Here is a 24,319-nt window from a genome sequence, read left to right as displayed (position 1 = left end):
TTTTCAAAGGTCTTTGTCGCTCTCGCGCGACAACTATATTAGTATATCACGACCACTTCGCCTTGTCAATATCTTTTTTCTATTTTTTTAATTTTTTTTGTTGTTTTTTTGATTTAAAAAAAGGAAATGCTGTTAAATCAGCATTCCCCAAGCTCTTTTATGATTTCTTCGAGATAAACCTCTTCTTGGTTTCCACGATCCATCAATCCTCTTTTTGATATTTTTAACAGATCAAACGAATATTGTTTAATTTTCACCAATTCACTTTCAGTTAACTGTTTTTTCGAATATTGCTTTCTTAATTCTTTCGGATTTTCTTTACTAAAATCAAAAACTATATTTTTAGCTAAATACTCGTCTAATTTTTTGATATTATGATGCAATCCGACATGAAATGCAATTGGTGCAAATGTTTTATTTAATGGTTGAGTACAAACACTTCTATATTCGATGGTTCCTCTTGTTGTTAAATCTTGAAAATGGTAGCTTCTATGATTCTTCAGGTCCTCTTCTTGCGGTTTTATTTCTTGTCTAGTTCTATCTAAGCGATAGGCTACTATTTTTTCTTTTGCGAGATAATCCTCTACTCTAATAGGCTCGAAATATAAGATTTCATTCTCACGATAAACATAAAACAAGGCTGTCTTCGCTAAATATTCTAGAAAGTCCTGTTCATTTATAAACGCTTTAGGATTTACACCAATATTTTCCTGATAATAGCCATGCATGGAATCTTCCCAGAAAATATCTCTTGAGATCTTCGTATCCCAGTCTTCTCCATCGAAAATGGAATTAGCAAACAGATATGCTTTTGCTGGCTCTACCTTATTCATCGCATTAATTATTTCCAAGTAATTCGTTCTTGAAACATCTAATTGTACTTGATTGCCACAAATAAAGGTTCCATAGTCTGGATAATGATGGAATCGATGGTTAGGATCTTGTCCAGACAGTTGTAAGAATTGAATCAGCATTTTATAACGATCAATTTTTACAGGTTGATTTTCATTTATTCTCCAATAAGGATGGATGCCTTTTCCTTCTATTTGATGCTGCCTCTCTCTTAAGAATGGTTGAATGATTCCTAAATAGTGTTGAAACCGTCTTTCGACTTCTTGGATGGTTTTAGTCTTTTCAAAAGCAAATTCAATGGTATTGTAAGATAACTCAAATACAATTTGATCTTTGTTTATTTTATGCTGTAACTGGACTGGGTTCCCATCTTCATCTTCTTTAATCGCAATAAACTTTTCAACTTCTTGCAGATGCTTAAAAAGAGCCTTTGTAACCAGTACATCCGTTTTATTCCCCATTGTATTTACGATTGGAAATTCGAGTTCAACCCCAATGTACTGCTCTGGATTATCTTTTAGCGAGGCAAGGTAACGCTTTGCCAATAATTGCTGGGCGAGTGCTTGTGATTTTTCTTTTACTGTCATAACTCTTCTATTATATCAAAAAAACGCCTGCTTACGAAATTGTTTTAAATTAAAGCAATTTCGTAAACAAGCGTCTACCATTTACCTCAATATGATGAGTGTTACCGCTAGGATAAATCCTAGCGGCAGACCAGAGCTAGACTAAGAAGAACCATTCAGTCCTTCCAACATCATAACACTCAACAAAATTGATGATTTTATACTAATTCGATAATTGCCATTGGCGCAGCATCCCCACGGCGTGGTTCAGTTTTAAGGATACGAGTATATCCACCATTGCGCTCAGCATAACGTGGTGCAAGTTCAGAGAACAATTTTTGAAGTGCAGTTGTTTCTGAATATTTACCAGTTTCTTCATCAAAGTTTTGTGATGCAACTTCGTTACGTACGTAAGCAGCTGCTTGACGACGTGCATGCAAGTCACCACGTTTACCTAAAGTAATCATTTTTTCAACTGATTTACGGATTTCTTTTGCACGTGCTTCAGTTGTTACGATTGCTTCATTGATGATAAGATCTGTAGTCAAATCACGAAGCATTGCTTTACGTTGTGAGCTAGTGCGTCCTAGTTTACGGTAAGCCATGTATTCCTCCTCTATTTATCGTTTTTTAGCCCAAGGCCTAAATCGGCAAGCTTAACTTTAACTTCTTCGAGACTCTTACGTCCAAGGTTACGAACCTTCATCATTTCTGGTTCAGATTTTTCTGTCAAATCATACACAGTATTGATACCGGCACGTTTCAAACAGTTATATGAACGAACAGAAAGATCCAATTCTTCGATGGTACGTTCTAGTACTCGATCATCTGATGCTGTATCTACTTCCTTCATAACATCTGTCGCAATCGCGATTTCTGTTAAGTTCGTAAAGAGGTTAAGGTGTTCTGTCAAAATACGAGCAGATAAACCTAAAGCATCTTCTGGAATAATTGTTCCATTTGTTAAGATTTCAAGGGTTAGTTTGTCAAAACCATCGTTGCTACCAACGCGAGCTGGTTCAACTTGGTAATTAACCTTTGTCACTGGCGTATAGATTGAATCTACAGCAAGTGTACCTACTGGTGCATCATCTTTTTTATTTTGATCAGCTGGAACATAACCACGACCGCTGTTTACAGTCAAAGTCGCTTTGAAGCTTGATCCTTCACCGATTGTGAAAAGATAATGATCAGGGTTTACAATTTCAATATCACTATCTGTAAGAATATCTCCAGCAGTCACTTCTGCAGGACCTTCTACATCAAGTTCAATAATCTTTTCGTCTTGGACGTAAGATTTTACAGCGATCCCTTTAACGTTAAGAATGATTTGCATAACGTCTTCACGGACACCTGGAACTGTATCAAATTCGTGCAATACACCTTCAATGTTAATTGAAGTAACAGCAGCACCTGGAAGTGAAGCTAATAATACGCGACGAAGAGAGTTCCCTAGTGTTGTACCATAACCACGTTCAAGTGGTTCTACTACAAATACACCGTAATCTTTATTTTCATCAATTTTTGTTATATTTGGTTTTTCAAACTCAATCATTTGCTATACTCCCTCTGAAACGAAAAGCTGTGTAATTGTTGATGATTATACACGGCGACGTTTTGGAGGACGAGCACCATTGTGTGGCACAGGAGTCACATCGCGGATTGCAGTAACTTCAAGACCAGCAGCAGCAAGAGCACGAATAGCAGACTCACGACCAGAACCAGGACCTTTAACAGTAACTTCTACTGATTTAAGACCATGTTCTTGAGCTGATTTTGCAGCAGCTTCTGAAGCCATTTGTGCAGCAAATGGTGTAGATTTACGAGAACCTTTGAAACCAAGAGCACCTGCAGATGACCATGCAATTGCGTTACCATGCACATCAGTAATCATAACAATTGTGTTATTAAATGTTGCGTGAATATGAGCAATACCTGATTCGATATTCTTTTTCACACGACGTTTACGTGTTGGTTTAGCCAAGATTTTTACCTCCTTATTTTATTTTCTTATTTTTTCTTACCAGCAATCGCAACAGCTTTACCTTTACGAGTGCGAGCATTGTTTTTAGTGTTTTGTCCACGAACAGGAAGTCCACGACGGTGACGGATACCACGGTATGAACCGATTTCCATCAAACGTTTAATGTTCAAGTTCACTTCACGACGAAGGTCACCTTCTACTTTAATTGCGTCAACTTCACGACGGATAGCATCTTCTTGATCTGGTGTAAGGTCGCGAACACGAATATCTTCAGAAACGCCTGCAGCAGCAAGAATTTTCTTAGATGTTGGAAGTCCGATACCGTATACATAAGTCAATGAAATTACTACACGTTTGTCATTTGGAATGTCAACTCCAGCAATACGAGCCATGTTTTCTCCTTTCTATCTTATCCTTGACGTTGTTTGTGTTTTGGATTTGCTGGGCAAATTACCATAACACGACCATTACGACGAATTACTTTACAGTATTCGCAAATTGGTTTGACCGATGGTCTTACTTTCATTTTTATCCCTCCAAGTTTTTCGATTATTTAAAGCGGTATGTGATACGTCCACGTGTCAAATCGTACGGACTCATCTCCACTGTAACACGATCTCCCGCTAAAATACGAATATAGTTTTTACGAATTTTACCAGAAACTGTTGCTAAAATCTGATGTCCATTTTCAAGTTCAACCGTAAACATAGCATTCGGCATCGTATCGACTACTTTGCCTTCTACTTCAATCACATCGTCTTTTGCCACGCAAAAGTACCTCCATAAATTTCGATTCATTCCTCTGAGCACAGAGGTAACAATTATAAGTCAGACTAATTCATTGTATCACTTGTTGTCAATTATTGCAAGTGACTAAAACGTTTTTATTTCAAATTCTCCAAGACTTTTTGGATATCTTTAAAGACGTCGTTAATGTCTTGATTTCCTTCGATATCATGGACTAACCCTTTTGCACGATAATGAGCAAGAATCGGCTCACCTTGAGCAATATTCACATCCAAGCGACGTTTAACCGTTTCTGGCTTATCGTCCTCACGTTGGTAATAGTCTTCTTCCTTGTAATCAGCTGGTGGATTGAATACCTTATGGTAGGTTTCACCTGTTTCACGGTGAATGATACGTCCACTCAAGCGTTCAAGAAGGCAAGATGGATCTACTTCGATGTTGATCACTCCCTCAAGTTCAAGACCAAGGTCGACCAAGATTTGATCCAAAGCATGTGCTTGTTCAATCGTGCGAGGGAAACCATCTAAGAGGAATCCTTTTTCTTTAATATCGTCTTGAGCCAAACGTTCTTTTACAATCCCGTTTGTCACATCATCTGGCACCAATTCACCTTTATCGATGAATGATTTTGCCAACACACCCATTTCGGTTTGATTGGCCATTGCAGCACGGAACATATCCCCAGTTGAGATATGTGCAACTTGAAATTGTTCTACAATCTTAGCCGCTTGTGTCCCCTTACCTGCTCCAGGCAATCCCATGATTAATAGATTCATAATCATTTGCTCCTTATTTTGTTTTTAAATAAGTCTGTTACGATCTAACAAACTTATTCAAAAACAAAATAGAAGGTTGACAATGTCAACCTAATTCTATTCTGTTGTATCCATGAAACCAATGTATTTGCGTTTCAATAAGTAACCTTCTAATTGTTTCATTCCTTCAATACCAGTTGAGATGATAATCAAGAGACTAGTTCCTCCAAGAGCAACTGTATCTGTCAAACCAAAGACATCCCGAGCAAGGATTGGAATAATGGTGATGAATCCAAGGAAGAGAGAACCAACCGTAGCCAACCGTCTAAGAAGACGTGACATGTAGTCTTCCGTTCCCTTACCAGGACGTACACCTGGAATGTAGGCACCACTCTTTTGTAGATTTTCCGCAGTTTTTTCTGGGTTAATCTGTACAAATGTGTAGAAGAAAGTAAACAAAATGATTAGCAAAGCATACATTGCTACACCTGTTGGTGTATTGGTCGCTAACATAGATTGTGCTGTTCGAACCCATCCAGCATTGTAACCCATGGCACTAATGACCTGGAAAATTGCTGCCGGTGCAGCTGTGATCGAACTAGCAAAGATGACAGGAATAACTCCAGCTGGGTTTACCTTCAATGGAAGATATGAGCTAGATGGTGCTCCTTGTGCAATTTTTGTGTATTGAATTGGAATTTTATACTGTGCTTGTTCCACAAAGGTTGTGAAGTAAACAATCACTAATACCGCTAAGATTAACACACCTATGAAAATTAGTGAATTAGTCAATTGTCCATGACGAACGTTAACAAATGAATCTTCGTAAACACCTTTGATCATCTCTGGAATTGAAGAAACAATCCCCGCAAAGATAATCATAGAAACACCATTCCCGTATCCTTTATCGGAAATTTGTTCTCCAAGCCAAGTGACAATCATTGAACCCGTCGTTAAAATCGCACCAATCAAGATGTAAGTTTCAACGTTCGGTGTGGATACCAATTTAGCTTGTGACAAAGTATGGAAAGTAGCTGTAATTCCAATGGATTGAACGAAAGCTAGAACCAAGGCAATATAGCGTGTTGCCTGATTCAACTTTCTCCGCCCAACTTCTCCTTGTTTCCCCCACTCAACAAATTTCGGAAGCAAATCCATTTGAAGGAGCTGAACTACGATGGAAGCCGTGATGTAAGGACTCACCCCGAGGGCGAAGACAGAGAAGTTTCTCATGGCATTCCCTGACACCAAGCTCATCATATTCAAGAAGGAAACATCTTGTAAGTTGTTAAGGATTTTCGCATTCACACCAGGAACCGTGATCGTGGTCCCGATTCGGAAGACAAGTATGATAAAAATAGTAAATAAAATTTTTGATCTTACTTGTTTAACCTTAAATGCATCTTTTAATAATTTAAAGAACATAGGTCACCCCTCTTAGATGACTTCTACTGAACCACCTTTAGCAGTGATAGCTTCTTCAGCTGATTTAGAGAATTTAGCTGCCTTAACAGACAATTTCTTAGTCAATTCTCCGTTACCAAGAATTTTAATTCCTGATTTTTCAGCTTTTACAATACCTGCTTCCACAAGTACTACTGGTGTTACTTCAGCACCATCTTCGAAGACGTTCAACTGATCAAGGTTCACAATAGCATATTCTTTAGCATTGATGTTTGTAAATCCACGTTTTGGAAGACGACGGAACAATGGAGTTTGTCCACCTTCAAAACCAAGACGTACACCGCCACCGCTACGAGCTTTTTGACCTTTTTGACCACGGCCAGAAGTTTTACCATTACCAGATGAAGTACCACGACCAACACGGTTGCGGACTTTACGTGAACCTGCAGCAGGTTGTAATTCATGAAGTTTCATTATTATTTTCTCCTCTTTTGTAAATTGCTAACGCTTGTAATCAGGAAAAGGTGTCCCGACTACAAACTCGCCTATACTTATATTTAGTTTTAGGGGATGAGAAATTTCTCATACCCCTGAAAACCTTGTTTCTATTTTTTAATAGATTATTTTACTTCTTCAACTGTTACCAAGTGAGATACTGCAGTGATCATACCACGTACTGCTGGGTTATCTTCTTTAATAACAGAGCTGTTCAATTTGCCAAGTCCAAGTGCTACAACAGTTTTACGTTGTGACGGGATGCGTCCGATTGGAGACTTAGTCAAAGTAATTTTAATTTGAGCCATTTGAATCTCCTTTCTTAAGCCAAGTCAGAAACTGAAATACCACGAAGGGCAGCAACTTCTTCAGCGCGTTTCAATTGAGCTAAACCTTCCACTGTTGCACGAACAATGTTGATTGGAGTGTTTGATCCAAGTGATTTAGATGTTACATCTGCAATACCTGCCAATTCAACAACGGCACGAACTGCACCACCTGCAGCAACCCCAGCCCCTTCGATAGCTGGTTTCAACAATACACGAGCTCCACCAAATACTGATGTTACTTCATGAGGAATTGTTGTTCCAACCATAGGAACTTCAATCAAGTTTTTCTTAGCATCTTCTACTGCTTTACGGATTGCTTCTGGTACTTCTTGAGCTTTACCTGTACCAAAACCAACACGTCCGTTACGGTCACCAACAACTACAAGAGCTGCAAAGCGAAGACGACGTCCACCTTTAACAACTTTTGTAACACGGTTGATGGCAACTACACGTTCTTCAAGTTCAACTGCATTGTCTTTAAATGCCATTTTCTAGTGTCCTCCTATTAGAATTTCAATCCGTTTTCACGAGCTGCATCAGCCAAAGCTTTAACACGTCCGTGATATAGATATCCACCGCGGTCGAACACCACTTCAGAAATACCTTTAGCAACTGCACGTTCAGCAACAAGTTTGCCGACAACAACGGCTTGTTCAGTTTTAGTTCCTTTTGAAACTTCTTTGTCAAGAGTTGAAGCGCTTGCGAGCGTTACACCCGCTACGTCATCAATTACTTGAGCGTAGATGCCTGTATTAGAACGGAATACGTTCAAACGTGGGCGATCAGCAGTTCCAGAGAGTTTTCCGCGAACGCGACGGTGGCGTTTTTGACGGATTTTATTTTTATCTGGTTTCGAAATCACAATTTTCACCTCTTAATTTTAAAATCATGTGCTAAGCACTGAGTTGGTAAGATGAAGATTGGTTGAAAAACAACCAAACTACATTATTTACCTGTTTTACCTTCTTTACGGCGAACGAATTCACCAACATAACGGATCCCTTTACCTTTGTAAGGTTCTGGTGAACGAAGGCTACGTACGTAAGCAGCTGTTTGCCCAACTACTTCTTTTGAAATTCCGCTAACAACGATTGTTGTTGGGTTTGGAAGTTCAAAAGTAATTCCTTCTGGAGCTTCAACTTCGTCTGGATGTGATTTACCAACAGCCAAAACAAGTTTTGATCCTTGAAGTTGTGCACGGTAACCAACCCCGCGCATTTCAAGTTCTTTCTTGAATCCTTCTGAAACACCAATTACCATGTTGTTCAAAAGGGCACGAGTAGTTCCGTGGATAGTTTTCATTTCTTTTGAATCGTTTGGACGGTGAAGAGTTACTTCAGTACCTTCCACACGGATTTCAATATCTTTTGAGAACTCACGAGTAAGTTCTCCTTTAGGTCCTTTTACAGTTACAACGTTGTCATTGTTAGTGAGTTCAACACCAGCAGGCAACACGATAACTTTATTACCAATACGTGACATGTTTTTATTCTCCTGTTAAATTGTCAGGCCTTTGAAGGCCAGTTTTCACGGGGTTAAATCATTATGATTTAAAAGTTAATGTTTAGGTCTCAATTTCTAAGTGAATCGAGGCATCGTCTCGCAGACATAACTTAGTGTTAGGCAAGAGACGATAACGAAGAGTAACAACGAAATTGGGAGCTAAATATTACCAAACGTAAGCGATAACTTCCCCACCAACGTTCTTTTGGCGTGCTTCTTTATCAGTAAGCAAACCTTCAGAAGTTGAAAGGATAGCAATTCCAAGTCCATTAAGAACTTTTGGAAGATCTTCACGTTTTTTGTAAACACGCAAACCTGGTTTAGAAACACGTTTCAAGTTTGTGATAACTTTTTCACCGTTTGCTCCGTATTTCAAGAACACGCGGATGATACCTTGTTTGTCATCTTCGATTACTTCAACGTTTTTTACAAAACCTTCGCGTTTAAGGATTTCAGCAATCCCTTTTTTGATGTTTGATGCAGGTACTTCAAGTACTTCGTGTTTTGCTTGGTTAGCGTTACGAATACGAGTTAGGAAGTCTGCGATTGGGTCAGTCATAACCATTTTATATTTCTCCTCTTACTAGTAGTTTGAATGTTTCACTTGCTAGTTAATACATGATACAGAGAGCGTAACAGCAAGAGCAAAAATAGGCAATTTAATGCAGGAGCCATGCTCCAAAGTAAATTGGTCTTTTTTGCCAAAGCTGTAGCTCGTGTTCAAATTGGCTTGCCAAACTGAACTCGAGCTAAACTCTGTGTGAAAAAGATGAACTTTCCTAGAAACAAAAGTTTCTTTGTCAAGTTCCCTATTTTCACTTGGAGTTTTAACGTCCTTAATATCTTACATTACCAAGATGCTTTAGTGACACCAGGGATTTGTCCTTTGTATGCCAATTCACGGAAGCAAACACGGCAAAGTTTAAACTTGCGGTAAACTGAGTGTGGACGTCCACAACGTTCACAGCGAGTGTATGCTTGAGTAGAGAACTTCGCTGGGCGTTTGTTCTTAGCAATCATAGATTTTTTAGCCATTAGTTTTACCTCCTATATTATTTTGCAAACGGCATACCAAGGCCAGTAAGCAATGCACGTGATTCTTCGTCTGTGTTCGCAGTAGTTACGATTACGATATCCAAACCACGAGTTTTATCAACATCATCAAAGTTGATTTCTGGGAAGATCAATTGTTCTTTTACACCAAGTGTGTAGTTTCCGCGTCCGTCAAATGATTTTGTTGGAACACCATGGAAGTCACGAACACGTGGAAGTGAAACTGAAACCAATTTGTCCAAGAATTCGTACATACGTTCGCCACGAAGAGTTACTTTCGCACCGATCGCTACACCTTCACGAAGACGGAAGCCGGCGATTGATTTTTTAGCTTTTGTGATAAGTGGTTTTTGACCTGAGATCAATGCCAATTCTTCAGCAGCTTTCTCAAGGTTTTTAGCGTTAGAAACAGCATCTCCAACACCCATGTTCAAAACGATCTTATCAACTTTAGGCACTGCCATAACTGATGAGTAGTTAAATTGTTCAGTCAAAACTGGAACTACTTCATTAAGGTATTTTTCTTTTAAACGATTAGCCATTATACTTCTCCTTTCCTTCGTGATTAGTCAAGCACTTCGCCTGATTTTTTGTTATAACGAACTTTTTTGCCGTCTACGAATTTGTAGCCAACACGTCCAGCAACACCGTTCTTGTCTAAAACTTGAACGTTTGATACATGGATTGGAGCTTCTTTTTCGATGATAGCACCTTGAGGGTTTTCGTTATTTGGACGTTGGTGTTTTTTAACAAGGTTTACACCTTCAACAACAACTTTATTTACTTTTGGAAGAGCAGCAACGACTTTAGCTTCAACACCTTTGTCTTTACCAGCAATTACACGAACTTTGTCGCCAGTTTTTACAAACATTTTATTCTCCTTTTATTCTTACGCCCGATGGGCACCCTGGCCAATGAGCCAGGGGACTGTGTTTGTGATTTTTAAAATTAAAGTACTTCTGGAGCAAGTGATACGATCTTCATGAAACCACCGTCACGCAATTCGCGAGCGACTGGGCCAAAGATACGAGTTCCGCGAGGAGTTTTGTCTTCACGGATGATCACTGCGGCATTTTCGTCGAATTTGATGTATGAACCATCTTTACGACGAGCACCTGATTTAGTACGAACGATAACAGCTTTTACAACGTCACCTTTTTTAACCGCACCACCAGGAGTAGCTTGTTTTACAGATGCCACAATAACATCACCGATGTTTGCAAATTTACGTCCTGAGCCACCAAGAACTTTGATAGTCAAGATTTCGCGAGCACCACTGTTGTCTGCGACTTTCAAACGAGTTTCTGTTTGAATCATTTCAGTTTTCTCCTTTCAGGTTAGATTAGATGATGACCGCTTCTTCAACAACTTCTACAAGACGGAAGCGTTTTGTAGCTGAAAGCGGACGAGTTTCCATGATACGAACGATATCGCCTTCTTTGGCAACGTTGTTTTCATCATGTGCTTTGTATTTTTTAGAATAGTTGATACGTTTACCATAGACTGGGTGGTTACGTTTAGTTTCAACTACAACTGTGATTGTTTTGTCCATTTTGTCAGACACAACGCGTCCAACAAGAACTTTACGATTATTGCGTTCCATTGAAATTCTCCTTCCCTAGTCTATTATTTAGCTTCTGATTGAACAGTTTTGATACGAGCGATTTGTTTTTTCACTTCTTTCAAACGTCCAGTTTGCTCCAATTGACCTGCAGCAGCTTGGAAACGAAGTTCAAACAATTCTTTTTTCAATTCATTTTCACGCTTCGCGAGTTCTTCTTGAGAAAGACCACGAAGTTCTTTAACAAATTCTTTTACTTCTGTAAGTTTCATGACCTCTCCTTATTTTGCTTCACGTTTTACGAATTTACATTTAACTGGTAATTTGTGGCTTGCAAGACGAAGCGCTTCACGAGCGATCTCTTCAGATACACCAGCAACTTCAAACATTACTTTACCACGTTTAACTGGTGCTACCCAACCTTCAGGTGCCCCTTTACCAGATCCCATACGTACCCCGATAGCTTTAGCGGTGTATGATTTGTGTGGGAAGATTTTGATCCAAACCTTACCACCACGTTTCATGTAACGAGTCATGGCAATACGAGCAGCTTCGATTTGGCGGTTAGTGATCCAGTGGCTAGTTGTAGCCTGAAGACCGTATTCACCGAATGATACTTCTTTTCCACCTTTTGCTTCACCGCGCATTTTACCACGGAATTCGCGACGGTGTTTTACACGTTTAGGTACTAACATTGGTTATTTACCTCCTTTAGCGTCTTTACGAGCTGGAAGAACTTCACCACGGTAGATCCATACTTTAACACCAAGTTTACCGTAAGTTGTATCTGCTTCTTCCCAAGCGTAATCGATGTCTGCGCGAAGTGTGTGGAGTGGAACTGTACCTTCAGAGTATCCTTCAGCACGAGCAATATCTGCACCGTTCAAACGACCTGATACTTGAGTTTTGATTCCTTTAGCTCCAGCGCGCATAGTACGTTGGATCGCTTGTTTTTGAGCACGACGGAAAGCCACACGTTGCTCCAATTGACGAGCAATTCCTTCACCAACAAGGTGAGCATCCAAGTCAGGACGTTTGATCTCGATGATGTTGATGTGAACTTGTTTACCTGTCAATTTGTTAAGAGCTGCACGAAGTGCATCGACGTTTGCTCCACCTTTACCGATAACCATACCTGGTTTAGCAGTGTGAAGAGAAACGTTAACTTTGTTTACTGCGCGTTCGATTTCAATAGTAGAAACCGCTGCGTCAGCTAATTCTTTTTGAATAAATTTGCGGATTGCAAGATCTTCATGAAGGTAATCCGCGTATTCTTTTTCAGCATACCATTTGGCATCCCAATCACGGATGATGCCGACACGCATTCCAATTGGATGTACTTTTTGACCCACGATGTTACCTCCTTATTTTTCTGTCACAACCACTGTGATGTGGCTTGTGCGTTTGTTGATTGGTGAAGCTGAACCTTTCGCACGTGGACGGAAACGTTTCATCGTTGGTCCTTCGTTTGCGAATGCTTCAGATACTACCAAGTTTGCTTTTTCCAAACCAAAGTTGTTTTCAGCGTTTGCTACTGCTGAATTCAACACTTTCAAGATGATTTCAGCTGCTTTGTTTGGAGTGAATTTCAAGATTGCTACTGCATCGGCTACGCTTTTACCACGGATGTTGTCAAGAACAAGACGTGATTTACGAGGTGAAACACGCACTGTACGAGCCATTGCTTTAGCTGAAGTAATTTCTGCCATTTATGTTCTCCTTATTTTCTACGTGTCTTCTTGTCATCTGCAGCGTGACCTTTGTAAGTACGAGTTGGTGCAAATTCACCAAGCTTGTGACCTACCATGTCTTCTTGGATGTAAACAGGTACGTGTTTACGTCCATCATAAACTGCGATAGTGTAACCAATGAAACTTGGGAAGATCGTTGAACGACGTGACCAAGTTTTGATAACTTTTTTCTTTTCGTCGTTAGCTTGAGCTTCAACTTTTTTCATCAAATGCTCATCGACGAAAGGTCCTTTTTTAAGACTGCGTCCCATTTTATTATTTTCTCCTTTAAATATAGTACCACAGCGGCTTGCGCTCACAAGGAGCGCTACCGAGCTGGCGGATCATCTAGCGCTTAAGCGACTAGTTCTAAATTATTTCTCGTTGCGGCGACGAACGATAAGTTTGTCAGATTTCGCTTTCTTGTTACGAGTTTTAAGACCAAGAGCAGGTTTGCCCCATGGAGTAGATGGTGCTTTACGACCAACTGGTGCTTTACCTTCACCACCACCGTGTGGGTGATCATTCGGGTTCATTACAGAACCACGAACTGTTGGACGGATACCTTTCCAACGGCTACGACCAGCTTTACCAAGGTTTACAAGTCCATGTTGTTCATTTCCGACAACACCAACTGTAGCACGGCAAGTACCAAGGATCATACGAACTTCGCCTGATTGAAGACGTACAAGTACGTATTTACCTTCAGCACCCAATACTTGAGCAGAAGCTCCAGCAGCACGTACCAATTCTCCACCACGACCTGGTTTCAATTCGATGTTGTGGATCAAAGTACCAACTGGGATGTTAGCAAGTGGAAGAGCGTTTCCGACTTTGATATCTGCTTCTGGACCTGAAACGATACGTTGACCAACTTCAAGACCTTTTGGAGCGATGATGTATGCTTTCACACCGTCAGTGTAGTGTACCAAAGCGATGTTTGCAGAACGGTTTGGATCGTACTCAATTGTTTTTACAACTGCTTCAACGTTATCTTTGTTACGTTTGAAGTCAATCAAACGGTAATGACGTTTGTGTCCACCACCTTGGTGACGAACTGTGATACGTCCGTTGTTGTTACGACCTGCTTTGCTCTTCAATGAAACGAGCAAAGATTTCTCTGGTGTGCTTGTTGTGATTTCAGCGAAATCCAAAGAAGTCATATTACGGCGACCGTTTGTTGTTGGTTTATAAACACGAATTCCCACGATATTTCCTCCTTAGATTATTCAGCTTCAGTAGCGAACAACTCGATTGCTTTTGAATCAGCTGTAAGCGTGATGATAGCTTTTTTAGTTTTTGAAGTAAAACCAGTGTAACGTCCAACACGTTTAGCTTTTGGTTTTACGTTTACAGTGTTCACATTCGCAACTTTTACACCTTCAAAGGCAGCTTCAACAGCTTGTTTGATCAAAAGTTTGTGAGCGCGAGTGTCAACTTCGAATACATATTTGCCTGCTTCAAGTTGAGCCATTGACTTTTCAGTGATAACAGGTTTTTTGATAACATCATACAAATTCATTATGCAAGAACCTCCTCGATTTTAGAGATAGCTGCTTGAGTAACAAGAAGTTTGTCACTATTTGCGATGTCAAGAACACTTGCAGTTGTAGCAGTCGCAACTTTCACGTTTGGAAGGTTACGAGCTGAAAGAGCTGCGAATTCGTTTCCTTCTTCAAGAATAACAAGGACTTTAGAATCGATGCTCAAAGCTGCAAGAACTTTTGCAAATTCAGCAGTTTTTGGAGCTGTAAATTCAAGAGAATCAACGGCTACAAATTTGTTTTCAGCAACTTTTTCTGAGTAAACAGATTTAAGTGCAAGGCGACGAACTTTTTGAGGAAGTTTGTACGCATAGCTACGTGGAGTTGGTCCGAAGACGATTCCACCACCACGCCATTGTGGAGAGCGGATAGAACCTTGACGAGCACGTCCAGTTCCTTTTTGACGCCATGGTTTGCGTCCGCCACCTGAAACAGCTGAGCGGTTTTTAACTGCGTGAGTTCCTTGACGAAGGCTAGCACGTTGGCTGATGATCACATCAAATACAACTGCTTGGTTTGGTTCGATACCAAAGATCGCATCGTTAAGAACAACTTCGCCCGCTTGTTTACCAGTTTGGTCGAATAATGTTACATTTGCCATTTTGACTGTATTCCCCTTTCCTTATTATTTACCAGCTTTAACTGCTGACTTGATAGTGATAAGAGATTTCTTAGCACCTGGTACGTTACCTTTGATAAGGATAACGTTCTTTTCTGGAACAACTTGTACAACTTCAAGGTTTTGAATAGTTACACGATCGCCACCCATGCGTCCTGCAAGGTTTTTACCTTTGAATACGCGGTTAGGTGCAACAGGTCCCATAGAACCTGGACGACGGTGGTAACGAGAACCGTGAGCCATAGGTCCACGTGATTGTCCGTGGCGTTTGATAACACCTTGGAAACCTTTACCTTTAGAAGTACCAGTTACATCAACAATGTCTCCAGCTTCGAAAGTATCAACTGTGATTTCAGCACCAACTTCCAAGCCTTCAACGTTTTTGAATTCACGAATGAAGCGCTTAGGAGCCGTGTTAGCTTTTGCTACATGTCCTTTAGCAGGTTTGTTGCTCAATACTTCGCGTTTGTCATCGAAACCAACTTGGATAGCGTTGTAACCATCTGTTTCAACAGTTTTAACTTGAAGAACAACGTTTGGAGTTGCTTCGATAACTGTTACAGGGATCAATTCGCCAGCTTCAGTGAAGATTTGAGTCATTCCCACTTTTTTCCCTAAGATTCCTTTTGTCATGAGAAAATAGTTCCTTTTCTATAGTTTTTTATTCAAAAAGTTTTTAACGAGCGTTTTTTATGCTCAAGGTATCAAGCTTTAGATTAAAGTTTGATTTCTACGTTTACACCACTTGGAAGATCCAATTTCATCAAAGCGTCAACTGTTTTTTGAGTTGGGTTGATGATATCGATCAAACGTTTGTGTGTACGCATTTCAAATTGTTCGCGAGAATCTTTGTATTTGTGAGTCGCACGAATGATTGTGTAGAGGCTACGCTCAGTTGGAAGTGGGATTGGACCCGCAACTTGTGCACCTGTACGAGTAGCTGATTCTACGATTTTTGCAGCCGCTGTGTCAAGTGTACGGTGTTCGTACGCTTTCAAACGGATGCGGATTTTTTTGTTTGCCATCTTTTTCTCCTTTTCGTCTATTTAAGATAATAGGCTAGCTCCACAAGAAAACCGACGCGCGTTGCGTGGCAATGCAACCGAGCGTGTCGCAACCTCTTGCATCAAAGCTAATAGCTGTTTTTCACAGCACCATAGTAGTTTAACACAATGAAAGCCCCAATGCAAGGAATTTGAGCAGTTTTTTTCGTTTTTTTTGATGAAAGTGTTTTCGAAAGAAAAAGTGTGCTAAAAAAGTTGCTGTTATATAGAAAAAAGGGAGCGAGACAGAACAAATTTATTTCCAAATTTGTTCGTCGTCTCGCTCCCGCACAGTTGATTAGGTTATCTTTGGAGCTTAACAAGTGAACAAAGATACCAATCAACCACTGCGTCTAGCAGTTATTCCTATTATTCTCAGATGGCTGTAATCTTTGTTCTTTCTATTTAGCTCTTCCTAGAAATTCCGTCCTGATTTGTTATAGCCATATTTTTCAACGAAATGCTCACGGAATTCTAAGAGATTGTCATCCATGATGGCTTGACGGACCTGCTTCATGAGGTTGATCAAGAAGTACAGGTTGTGGTAGCTGGTCAAGCGAATGCCGAAGGTCTCATCAGCCTTGAGGAGGTGGCGAAGATAAGCACGGGTGTAATTCTTACAAGTGTAGCAATCACACTCGTGGTCTAGCGGTGTAAAGTCTTCTGCAAATTGCGCATTTTTCACCACCAGACGTCCTTGACTAGTCATACAGGTGCCATTTCGCGCAATCCGCGTCGGCAAGACACAGTCAAACATGTCCACTCCACGAATAACGCCATCGATCAGACTGTCTGGTGCTCCTACTCCCATGAGATAGCGAGGCTTGTTCTCTGGTAAAAGCGGAGTTGTGAAATCCAGCACGGCATTCATCTCTTCATGGCTTTCTCCAACAGCTAACCCACCGATAGAATAGCCTGGGAAGTCCATGCTAACGAGATCACGCGCAGACTGACGGCGCAAGTCTTCAAATCCAGCCCCTTGAACAATCCCGAAAAGACCTTGATCATGAGGGCGACGATGAGCCTTCAGGCCACGTTCTGCCCAACGACTGGTCCGTTCGATTGATTTCTTCACATAATCATAGGGCTGATAGAACTGAGGACATTCGTCAAAGGACATCATGATGTCGCTCCCTAGATTGTTTTGGATCGAGATGACCTTTTCTGGGGAGAGGAACATCTTCGAACCATTGAGGTGGTTTTTAAAGGTTACCCCTTCTTCGGTTATATTGCGGGTATCCGCTAGTGAATAGACCTGGAAGCCTCCACTATCTGTCAAAATGGGCTGGTCCCAGTTCATGAACTGGTGCAGTCCTCCTGCTTTTGCGACTAGATCATCCCCCGGACGAAGCCAGAGATGGTAGGTGTTGGCCAAAATAATTCCTGAACCCATTTCTTTGAGTTCTTCTGGCGATTGGGTCTTAACGGTTGCCTGAGTCCCTACAGGCATAAACATTGGAGTTGGGAAGGTCCCGTGGGGGGTGATAATTTCTCCCAGACGAGCTCCTGTATGCTTTTCTTTTTTGATTAATCGATATTGAATCGGTGAATCTGTCATGGTTACCTCCGTACTGGGAAAAACAGTCCCAGCCTTCTTATTCCTGTCACAGGATCTCCTGTGAGCACCTGTACGATTGTACCAAATTTTACCAGCTCTGTCACGGACTTGTGTTATAATAAAGGGTACTACTACCATGAAAGAGGACATTATGAATATCAAATTGGTTCGTGCTCAAGCTCGTCAGCTGCAATTGCAACATCCCAAAGTCTTCTCCTACTTTGCTTTGCCAACTTTCCTGACAATCCTTGCAAGTTACATGTTGACAGGGACAGACATCACTGAAACACTTGCTCACATGGAACTTAGAGAAGGGATGCTCTTTCTTCTAAGCCGCCAGCTTTTCCCTGCGATTATTGGGTTTATCCTTTCTTTTCTCTATTTAGGGGCAACTTTTCGCTTTTTGATTTCTGCCTCTAGCAAGGGAGAAAAGAACTTTGGTATCTTCACCATCTTTCAGAGCCAGTATTTTACACCTGCGTTTTTAACGCTATTCATTAAGCAAGTTATCCTGTCTTTGTGGGGGAGCCTCCTCTATGTGAGTCAACTTCTCTTAACGGTGGTCAGCTATCACGTTCTCGCTATCAATGAATCCTCCTCCACTACGTCTACCCTTAGAGCAGATACTCCAGAAGTTCAAGCAATTCTTAAGTTAGCTCCAACGATGACGACCGGCCTCTTAATGGCTCTGGTTGGGCTCCTACTCTTCCTCCCTTTTTATTACCAGTATAGTTTGGTCGAATTGATCCTATATAGTCGACTGATGACAGGAACCTATGACGGTCCCATGTCTATCCTCCGCCAAAGTAAGGAAGAGATGAAAGGCTTTAAGAGCCACCGCCTTGTTCTTGATTTGAGTCTGCTCGGTTGGCAAATTCTATCTTTTTTCACTTTAGGAATGGCGAATTTTTATGTTAAACCTTATGCAACCAGTTGCCAAATCATCTTCTACCATACCCTCCTTCAAAAACGGATGCAGGCGGACAGTCGCTTCCAGCAAAAGGCGCCGGATCTACCAAAGTCTAATCCACTTGATTAACAAAGAAAACAAGAAAACCCACCTTCGATTGGAGCCATTCTCCAAAGCACTAGGTGGGTTCTTTTATCTCTGTTAGGGAAATCCGTCTGTATTTATTTCACCTCTCGTATCAGTTTAATCACTGGATGAAAGACGAGAGGTTCTGAGATAAATCAAAAGCTATCCTTCTCCTAAGACCAAGCGAGTGTGCTCGCGTTTGATACAGCGGTTCATGACGATATCTTCTCGTCCAGCTCCACGAAGGATTTCTTCTGCTTCTTGATTTTCCAGCTCTAGTTGCGCCCAGAAAATCTTCGCATCCGACTCGATAAAGTCACGCGCTACATCTGGCAAAAACTCACTGCGACGGTAAACATCGACGATATCTACCGGGAAAGGAATTTCCTGCAAGCTAGCATACACCCTTTCTCCAAGGATTTGCCCACCGGCTGCACGAGGATTAACGGGAATAATCCGATAGCCCCGCTCTTGCATCTCCTCGCTGACACGATGGCTGGTCGTCTCTTCACGGTCAGATAATCCAACTACAGCAATGACTTTACTGGTTTCGAGGTAATGTTTGATAATGCCATCACTAGGATTGCGAAATGAATAAGCCATAAGAATCTCCTTTTTGTATGCGTTTCCTTTCTTTAAATAGTATAACAATACGAAGGGCATTGCAAGTGTTTGTCGTTAAAAGCGGTAGGAAACTGAAAAGTCTCCTACCGCTTTCTGTTTTAAACAAACTCAATCTTATTTGGCTTCATACCATGTTTTGCCTTCATTCTCATCAGCTTCTAGTGGAACTGCAAGTTCGATAGCAGATTCCATGGTCTCTTTGACGAGTTCTTTGATCGCTGCCAGTTCATCACTTGGTACTTGCAGAACAATTTCGTCGTGGACCTGAAGGAGCATCTTGGTCTTATATGCCCCTGCTTCTAGCGCTTGGTCCAAGTGGATCATAGCAATTTTCAAGATGTCGGCTGCCGATCCTTGGATGGGTGAGTTGATAGCCGTCCGCTCCGCAAAGCCTCGAACATTGAAGTTGCGAGAATTGATATCTGGAATCTCCCGACGACGCTTGAAGAGAGTTTCTACATAGCCTTTGTCACGCGCTTCCCGTACCACTCTTTCCATATAGCTCTTGATGCCAGGGTAGCGTTCGAAATAGGTTTCAATGTAGGCCTTGGCTTCTTTTCGACTGATCCCTAGATTATTAGACAGTCCAAAGTCGGAAATTCCATAAACCACACCGAAGTTTACTGCTTTTGCATTGCGACGGTCATTCGGCGTCACATCTTCTGGTTTTTCAATATTGAAGACCCGCATAGCAGTCGATGTATGGATATCTGCCCCATGTTTAAAGGCATCAATCAAATGCTCATCTCCCGAAATATGGGCCAAGACGCGCAATTCGATCTGTGAATAGTCCGAACTGAGCAAGACACTATTTTCCTCTTCTGGGACAAAGGCCTTGCGAATGAGACGGCCTTGTTCCAAACGGACAGGGATATTTTGCAGGTTGGGATCCACGCTAGACAAACGGCCTGTCTGCGTCAAATCCTGTACATAGCGGGTATGGATCTTCCCATCTTCCAAAATCCAATCTTGAAGACCGATGACATAGGTCGATTGGATCTTGGCAATTTGGCGGTATTCAAGAATCTTAGACACGATCGGTGCGATTGGGGCTAGGCGTTCCAAAACATCAACGGCTGTGGAATAGCCGGTTTTGGTCTTCTTAGTATATTCAAGTGGGAGTTCCAATTTTTCAAAGAGGATGACCCCCAATTGTTTTGGAGAATTGATATTAAACTCTTCTCCAGCAAGCTCGTAGATTTCTTGAGTTAAGCGCTCCAAGACCACTTCGTTTTCCACCTGCATGTCTTTGAGGGTTTGGCGTTCTACCTTAATCCCTGCGATTTCCATCTTGGCCAAAACAGCTGCTAGTGGTTGCTCCATATCATAGAGCAAATCTAATTGATCATGGGCTTGCAACTGCTCCATCATGGGCTCTTCGGTATCCAGTAGAACAGCGACTTTTCGTGCCAAATGCTCTAATAGGGCGGTCTTTTCTGGGATCGCTTTTTTGGCTCCCTTGCCATAAACAACTTCGTCCAGTGGCAGCGCAATCTGACTATAGAGGCTCGCAATGGTTGAAATTTCATTGTCCTCTACGGTCGACAAGAGATACTTGGCCAATCGACTGTCAAAAGCTGGCTTTTGCAAGGTAATGCCCAAGTGGCTGAGCAAGACCTTGGCCCGCTTAAAGTCATAGACCTTGAGGGGCGTTTTTTCGAGAAATTCTTTGAAAATCGGTGTTTGTAAAAGATCAGTACCAGTACTTGCGTAGAGCTGACCTTTGGTCCCCCATGCAAAACCGATGATGGGTTCCGTATGGTAGTTGTCCCCAAAAATCTCAAAATGGAAGAAACTATCTTCCGTAAGCATATCTGGAGTGACTTGCTCGACTTCTGTATAGTCAATAGCTACAGGAGCCGCCTCTTCTCCACTGAGATCCAAGGCCTGACGGAGTTGCTTGAAGCCCATCTCCTCAAAAAACTTGGCGAGATTTTCTAGATGGGGGCCCGTATAGGTGATATCATCCAGGCCAATCTCAATGGGCGCATTGGTATCGATGGTCGCGAGAGTCTTGGACAGATAGGCCTGCTCCTTGTCGTTGATGAGGTTTTCCTTCATCTTAGAAGCCTTCATCTCATCGATATGCTCGTAAATACCATCGAGAGAGCCATACTCTAGGAGTAGTTTGATCCCTGTCTTTTCTCCGATCTTAGTAACACCTGGGATATTATCCGACTTATCTCCCATCAAGGCCTTGAGGTCGATAAATTGCTCTGGCGTCAGACCCATTTTTTCTTTCAGATAGGCTGGAGTGAATTCCTCAAACTCTGCTACCCCTTTTTTGGAAATCTCAACCACCGTATTATCATCTGTCAGCTGGATCAAATCCTTATCCCCAGAGACAATGGTGACTTCAAATGGCACCGAGCTAGTTTCTGCCATCTTATCTAGCGTTCCAATAATATCATCCGCTTCATACTGGGCTAGCTCATAATGGCGGATCCCCAAATGATCTAGTTGCTCGCGAATAAAAGGGAACTGCTCACGGAATTCATCTGGTGTTTTTGCCCGACCTCCTTTGTAGTCGGCATACATCTCCGTCCGAAAGGTCGTCTTTCCTGCATCGAAAGCAACGAGGACATGAGTCGGTTGGATGCGCTCCAAGAGATGGCTCAACATGAGGTTAAAGCCATAGACCGCATTGGTATGCAACCCATTGGCATTTTTGAAGCGATCGATTTGATTATAGAGTGCGAAAAAGGCACGAAAAGCGACGGAAGACCCGTCGATGAGTAGTAATTTGTTCTTTTTTTCCATAGGCCTATTATATCACGAATCACAAGGTCTCTGGTACATAAAAACTCTACCCTTTCGGGTAGAGCCTTCTTTAGGAGTTTCTTATGAAAAATGAAGAGAAGTGTTTATTCGCCGTAACAAGAACCTTGTTGTGGCAATTTCTTAAAGCGTTTTGGATAATTAACTGAGATTTTCATTTGCTGTACCTCATTTCTTATTGGATGAGTTTAGTATACAAGAGAAACCTAAACCATTCCTTATAGAAAGCTTCAAGAAAACTAAAAGCTGAGGCGCAAAGCATGCAGTTGTTTTTGCTGCAAGCTGGTAACTGAAGACGGAGTCCTTGCCATCGCAGCCCTAAGAATAGGAAAGAAAAACTCTTCCCAATCTGGAAGAGTTGATCCTTATCCAAGCAGAAGAAGGCTGGCTAAAGCGACTATTGCTGGACCACCTTGGGTCAAGATGATTTTTTTATTAGAAGTTACAGCCCCATAAGCTGCTGCACCAATAATAAAGAGCAGAAAGATCGTGACAATTTCACTATTTCTAGCTACAAAGAGGCCGTAGAGGAGGAAGACACCAATCAGAGCATTATAAATGCCTTGGTTTTTGAAGAGAGCCGTCACAGATGGACGATGCAATTCTTCCTGATCCATATTAAAGACACGACCAGTCGATGCCGAGTGGGTTGCTAAACTCTCAAGGTAAAAAATATAGAAATGCTCAAAAGCAGTAAGACTTGCTAAAACAATGGTTAAGATAGACATATTATTCTCCTTTTAAAATGTAATTTGCTCGAGGCCAGACACCAACTTTTCGAGTAAGTGACTCAACTGATTCCGCTCTTTTTCAGAAAGAATCTGATCCATCTGGCCTTTTACCTGTAGATGATGTGCTGGGGGGTGGACCAACAACCGATCTCTGGCAAACTCCGTAAGTTCCACCACAATCTCCCGTTGATTTTCTGGATTGCGAGTACGAGTAACATAGCCACTAGCTTCTAAGACTTTGAAGTGGCGGGTTAAGGCTGCAGGGTCAATTGCTAGTTTCTCCTGAAGGGCCGCTTGGCTACACGGCGCTTCTGCTACTAACAACTGAAGCATCTGATAACGAGTCAGACTAATGCCCAATTGTTTTTCAAATAATTGGGTTGAAGACTGATCAGCTAGCTTCAACTGATAAAGCAAGTCATGCATTTCTGACATTCCTTCTCTCCGATCTTTTTTATTGACTTATCAATAATTGATTTATCAAGTATATCATTTTAAAAAATCGAAGCAATAAATTTGCTTACCTCAAACGAAATAATTTCCTCCTAAGAAAAGCAAAGTAAAAGACCACCGGATTTGGTGGCCTTTTAGGGAGATTATTATGAAAAAGAAAAGTTTTAGGATTTCATAAACAAAGTTAGGAGGTCTTTGTTTATGGTTTTATTATATCGGATTTATCTTAAAGATTTCTTAAGGAATTATTTCATTTCCAAAACAAATTGTTTACGGATTCTTTTCATAGCGCCATTCCAGCAACAAAGAAGCCTAGCTTTGTTAAATAAGTTAACTTTTTTCTTCTTCAAAATAGAGGCGAATGTCATCCAAATGACGAATCGCATGATTGACATCCGGCTTGTAATCCAAAAAATTAATACTCCCGATTCCTGCATTGTCTGCCAAATCAACATCCAGAGTTCGATCTCCAATATAATAGGTCTCACTCCGATCCAGTTGATACTTATCCACTAGATAATCGACTCCTTCTGGATCTGGTTTTCTCCTAAAGCCATTGTCCGTTGTGACAATCTCTTGAAAATAGGATAAGATCCCTAGATCTTCCAGAATTGGATAAGCATTCTTCCCCTTGTGGGTATAGACGAATTGGACAATCCCTTCCTCTTTAGCCCAAGCTAGAATGTCTCTAGCTCCTGGCATCAGATGCACTTGGGCGTTTTTCTCACGCAAGCTAGAAGCACGATAACTATTCATCTCCTCCGCATCCAAACCATGTTCTCTAGCCACTTCTTCAAGAAGTACCTGGACAGATTGTTGAAGGATAAAGGCATGGACCGCTTCTCGATCAAAGTCCAAAGAGTAATGGGCATAGGTCTCAGCAATCCCATCTAAAATAGCTTCATAAGAATCCAAAAGAGTTCCATCCAAATCCCAAATAAAAGCTCGTGTCAT

General features: G+C 41.4%; 37 protein-coding genes. 1 reads left to right on the top strand and 36 read right to left on the bottom strand.

The window, feature by feature from the left end; genetic code table 11:
- Nucleotides 1-137 precede the first annotated feature (137 nt).
- The 31 genes from L0M85_RS09090 to tgt form a co-directional block, all read right to left on the bottom strand.
- Nucleotides 138-1,439, bottom strand: coding sequence for a glutamate-cysteine ligase family protein (locus tag L0M85_RS09090; protein WP_238656897.1), 1,302 nt, complete (start codon nt 1,437-1,439; stop codon nt 138-140).
- Between the two features lie 197 nt (nt 1,440-1,636).
- Complete coding sequence (gene rplQ / locus L0M85_RS09085; protein ID WP_006595176.1) at nt 1,637-2,023, bottom strand: 50S ribosomal protein L17; 387 nt, start codon at nt 2,021-2,023, stop codon at nt 1,637-1,639.
- Nucleotides 2,024-2,034: 11 nt separating this feature from the next.
- Complete coding sequence (locus L0M85_RS09080; RefSeq protein WP_006595177.1) at nt 2,035-2,973, bottom strand: DNA-directed RNA polymerase subunit alpha; 939 nt, start codon at nt 2,971-2,973, stop codon at nt 2,035-2,037.
- A gap of 45 nt (nt 2,974-3,018) precedes the next feature.
- Nucleotides 3,019-3,402, bottom strand: coding sequence for a 30S ribosomal protein S11 (gene rpsK / locus L0M85_RS09075; protein WP_001118385.1), 384 nt, complete (start codon nt 3,400-3,402; stop codon nt 3,019-3,021).
- A gap of 26 nt (nt 3,403-3,428) precedes the next feature.
- A complete protein-coding gene (gene rpsM, locus L0M85_RS09070; protein WP_003009631.1) occupies nt 3,429-3,794 on the bottom strand; it encodes a 30S ribosomal protein S13 in 366 nt (121 codons plus the stop codon).
- A gap of 17 nt (nt 3,795-3,811) precedes the next feature.
- Nucleotides 3,812-3,928, bottom strand: coding sequence for a 50S ribosomal protein L36 (gene rpmJ, locus L0M85_RS09065; RefSeq protein ID WP_001808836.1), 117 nt, complete (start codon nt 3,926-3,928; stop codon nt 3,812-3,814).
- A 23-nt stretch (nt 3,929-3,951) separates the two neighbouring features.
- Nucleotides 3,952-4,170: a translation initiation factor IF-1 gene (infA, locus tag L0M85_RS09060; protein ID WP_001029883.1), complete on the bottom strand. Its 219-nt coding sequence runs from the start codon at nt 4,168-4,170 to the stop codon at nt 3,952-3,954.
- A 116-nt stretch (nt 4,171-4,286) separates the two neighbouring features.
- Nucleotides 4,287-4,925 carry an adenylate kinase gene (locus L0M85_RS09055; protein ID WP_006597039.1) on the bottom strand — a complete coding sequence of 213 codons (639 nt, stop codon included), beginning with the start codon at nt 4,923-4,925 and terminating at the stop codon, nt 4,287-4,289.
- Nucleotides 4,926-5,021: 96 nt separating this feature from the next.
- Nucleotides 5,022-6,329: a preprotein translocase subunit SecY gene (gene secY, locus L0M85_RS09050; protein ID WP_048690557.1), complete on the bottom strand. Its 1,308-nt coding sequence runs from the start codon at nt 6,327-6,329 to the stop codon at nt 5,022-5,024.
- A gap of 12 nt (nt 6,330-6,341) precedes the next feature.
- Nucleotides 6,342-6,782: a 50S ribosomal protein L15 gene (rplO, locus tag L0M85_RS09045; protein WP_006595181.1), complete on the bottom strand. Its 441-nt coding sequence runs from the start codon at nt 6,780-6,782 to the stop codon at nt 6,342-6,344.
- Between the two features lie 146 nt (nt 6,783-6,928).
- On the bottom strand, nt 6,929-7,111 hold the full coding sequence (rpmD, locus tag L0M85_RS09040; RefSeq protein ID WP_002894509.1) for a 50S ribosomal protein L30: 183 nt from the start codon (nt 7,109-7,111) through the stop codon (nt 6,929-6,931).
- A gap of 14 nt (nt 7,112-7,125) precedes the next feature.
- The gene (rpsE, locus tag L0M85_RS09035) at nt 7,126-7,620 is read right to left on the bottom strand and encodes a 30S ribosomal protein S5 (protein ID WP_006595182.1); all 495 of its coding nucleotides are present in this window, start codon (nt 7,618-7,620) and stop codon (nt 7,126-7,128) included.
- Nucleotides 7,621-7,637: 17 nt separating this feature from the next.
- On the bottom strand, nt 7,638-7,994 hold the full coding sequence (rplR, locus tag L0M85_RS09030; protein WP_003010871.1) for a 50S ribosomal protein L18: 357 nt from the start codon (nt 7,992-7,994) through the stop codon (nt 7,638-7,640).
- A gap of 83 nt (nt 7,995-8,077) precedes the next feature.
- Nucleotides 8,078-8,614: a 50S ribosomal protein L6 gene (gene rplF, locus L0M85_RS09025; RefSeq protein WP_004269753.1), complete on the bottom strand. Its 537-nt coding sequence runs from the start codon at nt 8,612-8,614 to the stop codon at nt 8,078-8,080.
- A gap of 187 nt (nt 8,615-8,801) precedes the next feature.
- A complete protein-coding gene (gene rpsH, locus L0M85_RS09020; RefSeq protein WP_006595183.1) occupies nt 8,802-9,200 on the bottom strand; it encodes a 30S ribosomal protein S8 in 399 nt (132 codons plus the stop codon).
- A gap of 284 nt (nt 9,201-9,484) precedes the next feature.
- Nucleotides 9,485-9,670 carry a type Z 30S ribosomal protein S14 gene (locus L0M85_RS09015; RefSeq protein ID WP_001085699.1) on the bottom strand — a complete coding sequence of 62 codons (186 nt, stop codon included), beginning with the start codon at nt 9,668-9,670 and terminating at the stop codon, nt 9,485-9,487.
- Nucleotides 9,671-9,687: 17 nt separating this feature from the next.
- Entirely contained in the window at nt 9,688-10,230 is a 543-nt protein-coding gene (gene rplE, locus L0M85_RS09010) for a 50S ribosomal protein L5 (protein WP_238656896.1), read from the bottom strand.
- A 23-nt stretch (nt 10,231-10,253) separates the two neighbouring features.
- Nucleotides 10,254-10,559 carry a 50S ribosomal protein L24 gene (rplX, locus tag L0M85_RS09005; protein WP_006595185.1) on the bottom strand — a complete coding sequence of 102 codons (306 nt, stop codon included), beginning with the start codon at nt 10,557-10,559 and terminating at the stop codon, nt 10,254-10,256.
- Between the two features lie 77 nt (nt 10,560-10,636).
- Nucleotides 10,637-11,005 carry a 50S ribosomal protein L14 gene (rplN, locus tag L0M85_RS09000; RefSeq protein ID WP_002894494.1) on the bottom strand — a complete coding sequence of 123 codons (369 nt, stop codon included), beginning with the start codon at nt 11,003-11,005 and terminating at the stop codon, nt 10,637-10,639.
- Between the two features lie 25 nt (nt 11,006-11,030).
- Nucleotides 11,031-11,291, bottom strand: coding sequence for a 30S ribosomal protein S17 (gene rpsQ, locus L0M85_RS08995; protein ID WP_000440801.1), 261 nt, complete (start codon nt 11,289-11,291; stop codon nt 11,031-11,033).
- Between the two features lie 23 nt (nt 11,292-11,314).
- Nucleotides 11,315-11,521, bottom strand: coding sequence for a 50S ribosomal protein L29 (gene rpmC / locus L0M85_RS08990; RefSeq protein WP_003002350.1), 207 nt, complete (start codon nt 11,519-11,521; stop codon nt 11,315-11,317).
- A gap of 9 nt (nt 11,522-11,530) precedes the next feature.
- Nucleotides 11,531-11,944 (bottom strand): 50S ribosomal protein L16, encoded by a 414-nt coding sequence (rplP, locus tag L0M85_RS08985; protein WP_023024998.1) that lies wholly within the window; start codon nt 11,942-11,944, stop codon nt 11,531-11,533.
- Nucleotides 11,945-11,947: 3 nt separating this feature from the next.
- Nucleotides 11,948-12,601, bottom strand: coding sequence for a 30S ribosomal protein S3 (gene rpsC / locus L0M85_RS08980; protein WP_006595187.1), 654 nt, complete (start codon nt 12,599-12,601; stop codon nt 11,948-11,950).
- A 12-nt stretch (nt 12,602-12,613) separates the two neighbouring features.
- Nucleotides 12,614-12,958, bottom strand: a complete 345-nt coding sequence (gene rplV, locus L0M85_RS08975; RefSeq protein ID WP_006595188.1) for a 50S ribosomal protein L22 — start codon at nt 12,956-12,958, stop codon at nt 12,614-12,616.
- Between the two features lie 11 nt (nt 12,959-12,969).
- Nucleotides 12,970-13,251 carry a 30S ribosomal protein S19 gene (gene rpsS, locus L0M85_RS08970; RefSeq protein ID WP_000533766.1) on the bottom strand — a complete coding sequence of 94 codons (282 nt, stop codon included), beginning with the start codon at nt 13,249-13,251 and terminating at the stop codon, nt 12,970-12,972.
- A gap of 102 nt (nt 13,252-13,353) precedes the next feature.
- Nucleotides 13,354-14,187 carry a 50S ribosomal protein L2 gene (rplB, locus tag L0M85_RS08965; protein WP_048690562.1) on the bottom strand — a complete coding sequence of 278 codons (834 nt, stop codon included), beginning with the start codon at nt 14,185-14,187 and terminating at the stop codon, nt 13,354-13,356.
- A 17-nt stretch (nt 14,188-14,204) separates the two neighbouring features.
- Nucleotides 14,205-14,501, bottom strand: coding sequence for a 50S ribosomal protein L23 (locus L0M85_RS08960; protein WP_006595190.1), 297 nt, complete (start codon nt 14,499-14,501; stop codon nt 14,205-14,207).
- The gene (gene rplD / locus L0M85_RS08955) at nt 14,501-15,124 is read right to left on the bottom strand and encodes a 50S ribosomal protein L4 (protein ID WP_003009591.1); all 624 of its coding nucleotides are present in this window, start codon (nt 15,122-15,124) and stop codon (nt 14,501-14,503) included. The genes L0M85_RS08960 and rplD overlap by 1 nt, the downstream gene beginning before the upstream one ends.
- Before the next feature lie 24 nt (nt 15,125-15,148).
- Nucleotides 15,149-15,775 (bottom strand): 50S ribosomal protein L3, encoded by a 627-nt coding sequence (gene rplC / locus L0M85_RS08950; protein ID WP_003010846.1) that lies wholly within the window; start codon nt 15,773-15,775, stop codon nt 15,149-15,151.
- 83 nt (nt 15,776-15,858) lie between these two features.
- On the bottom strand, nt 15,859-16,167 hold the full coding sequence (gene rpsJ, locus L0M85_RS08945) for a 30S ribosomal protein S10 (RefSeq protein ID WP_003009585.1): 309 nt from the start codon (nt 16,165-16,167) through the stop codon (nt 15,859-15,861).
- Nucleotides 16,168-16,600: 433 nt separating this feature from the next.
- Nucleotides 16,601-17,743 carry a tRNA guanosine(34) transglycosylase Tgt gene (gene tgt / locus L0M85_RS08940; protein WP_238656895.1) on the bottom strand — a complete coding sequence of 381 codons (1,143 nt, stop codon included), beginning with the start codon at nt 17,741-17,743 and terminating at the stop codon, nt 16,601-16,603.
- Between the two features lie 151 nt (nt 17,744-17,894).
- Here tgt and L0M85_RS08935 point away from each other — a divergent pair, with 151 nt between their 5' ends.
- Nucleotides 17,895-18,782: a DUF975 family protein gene (locus L0M85_RS08935; RefSeq protein ID WP_233436523.1), complete on the top strand. Its 888-nt coding sequence runs from the start codon at nt 17,895-17,897 to the stop codon at nt 18,780-18,782.
- A 159-nt stretch (nt 18,783-18,941) separates the two neighbouring features.
- On the opposite strand, the gene L0M85_RS08930 is transcribed toward L0M85_RS08935, so the two are convergent.
- The 5 genes from L0M85_RS08930 to L0M85_RS08910 form a co-directional block, all read right to left on the bottom strand.
- Entirely contained in the window at nt 18,942-19,382 is a 441-nt protein-coding gene (locus tag L0M85_RS08930; RefSeq protein WP_048789418.1) for a CoA-binding protein, read from the bottom strand.
- Between the two features lie 135 nt (nt 19,383-19,517).
- Nucleotides 19,518-22,163: a DNA polymerase I gene (polA, locus tag L0M85_RS08925; protein WP_238656894.1), complete on the bottom strand. Its 2,646-nt coding sequence runs from the start codon at nt 22,161-22,163 to the stop codon at nt 19,518-19,520.
- Nucleotides 22,164-22,546: 383 nt separating this feature from the next.
- Complete coding sequence (locus L0M85_RS08920) at nt 22,547-22,909, bottom strand: DUF1304 domain-containing protein (protein WP_238656893.1); 363 nt, start codon at nt 22,907-22,909, stop codon at nt 22,547-22,549.
- A gap of 12 nt (nt 22,910-22,921) precedes the next feature.
- Nucleotides 22,922-23,347 carry a MarR family winged helix-turn-helix transcriptional regulator gene (locus L0M85_RS08915; protein ID WP_048789421.1) on the bottom strand — a complete coding sequence of 142 codons (426 nt, stop codon included), beginning with the start codon at nt 23,345-23,347 and terminating at the stop codon, nt 22,922-22,924.
- A gap of 348 nt (nt 23,348-23,695) precedes the next feature.
- Nucleotides 23,696-24,319, bottom strand: coding sequence for an HAD-IA family hydrolase (locus L0M85_RS08910; RefSeq protein WP_125336258.1), 624 nt, complete (start codon nt 24,317-24,319; stop codon nt 23,696-23,698).

Origin of the sequence: Streptococcus sp. DFI.7.26, assembly GCF_022240605.1 — a bacterium.
GTDB classification, from domain to species: Bacteria; Bacillota; Bacilli; order Lactobacillales; family Streptococcaceae; genus Streptococcus; species Streptococcus xiaochunlingii.
This window is presented reverse-complemented; position numbering and strand designations above follow the sequence as displayed.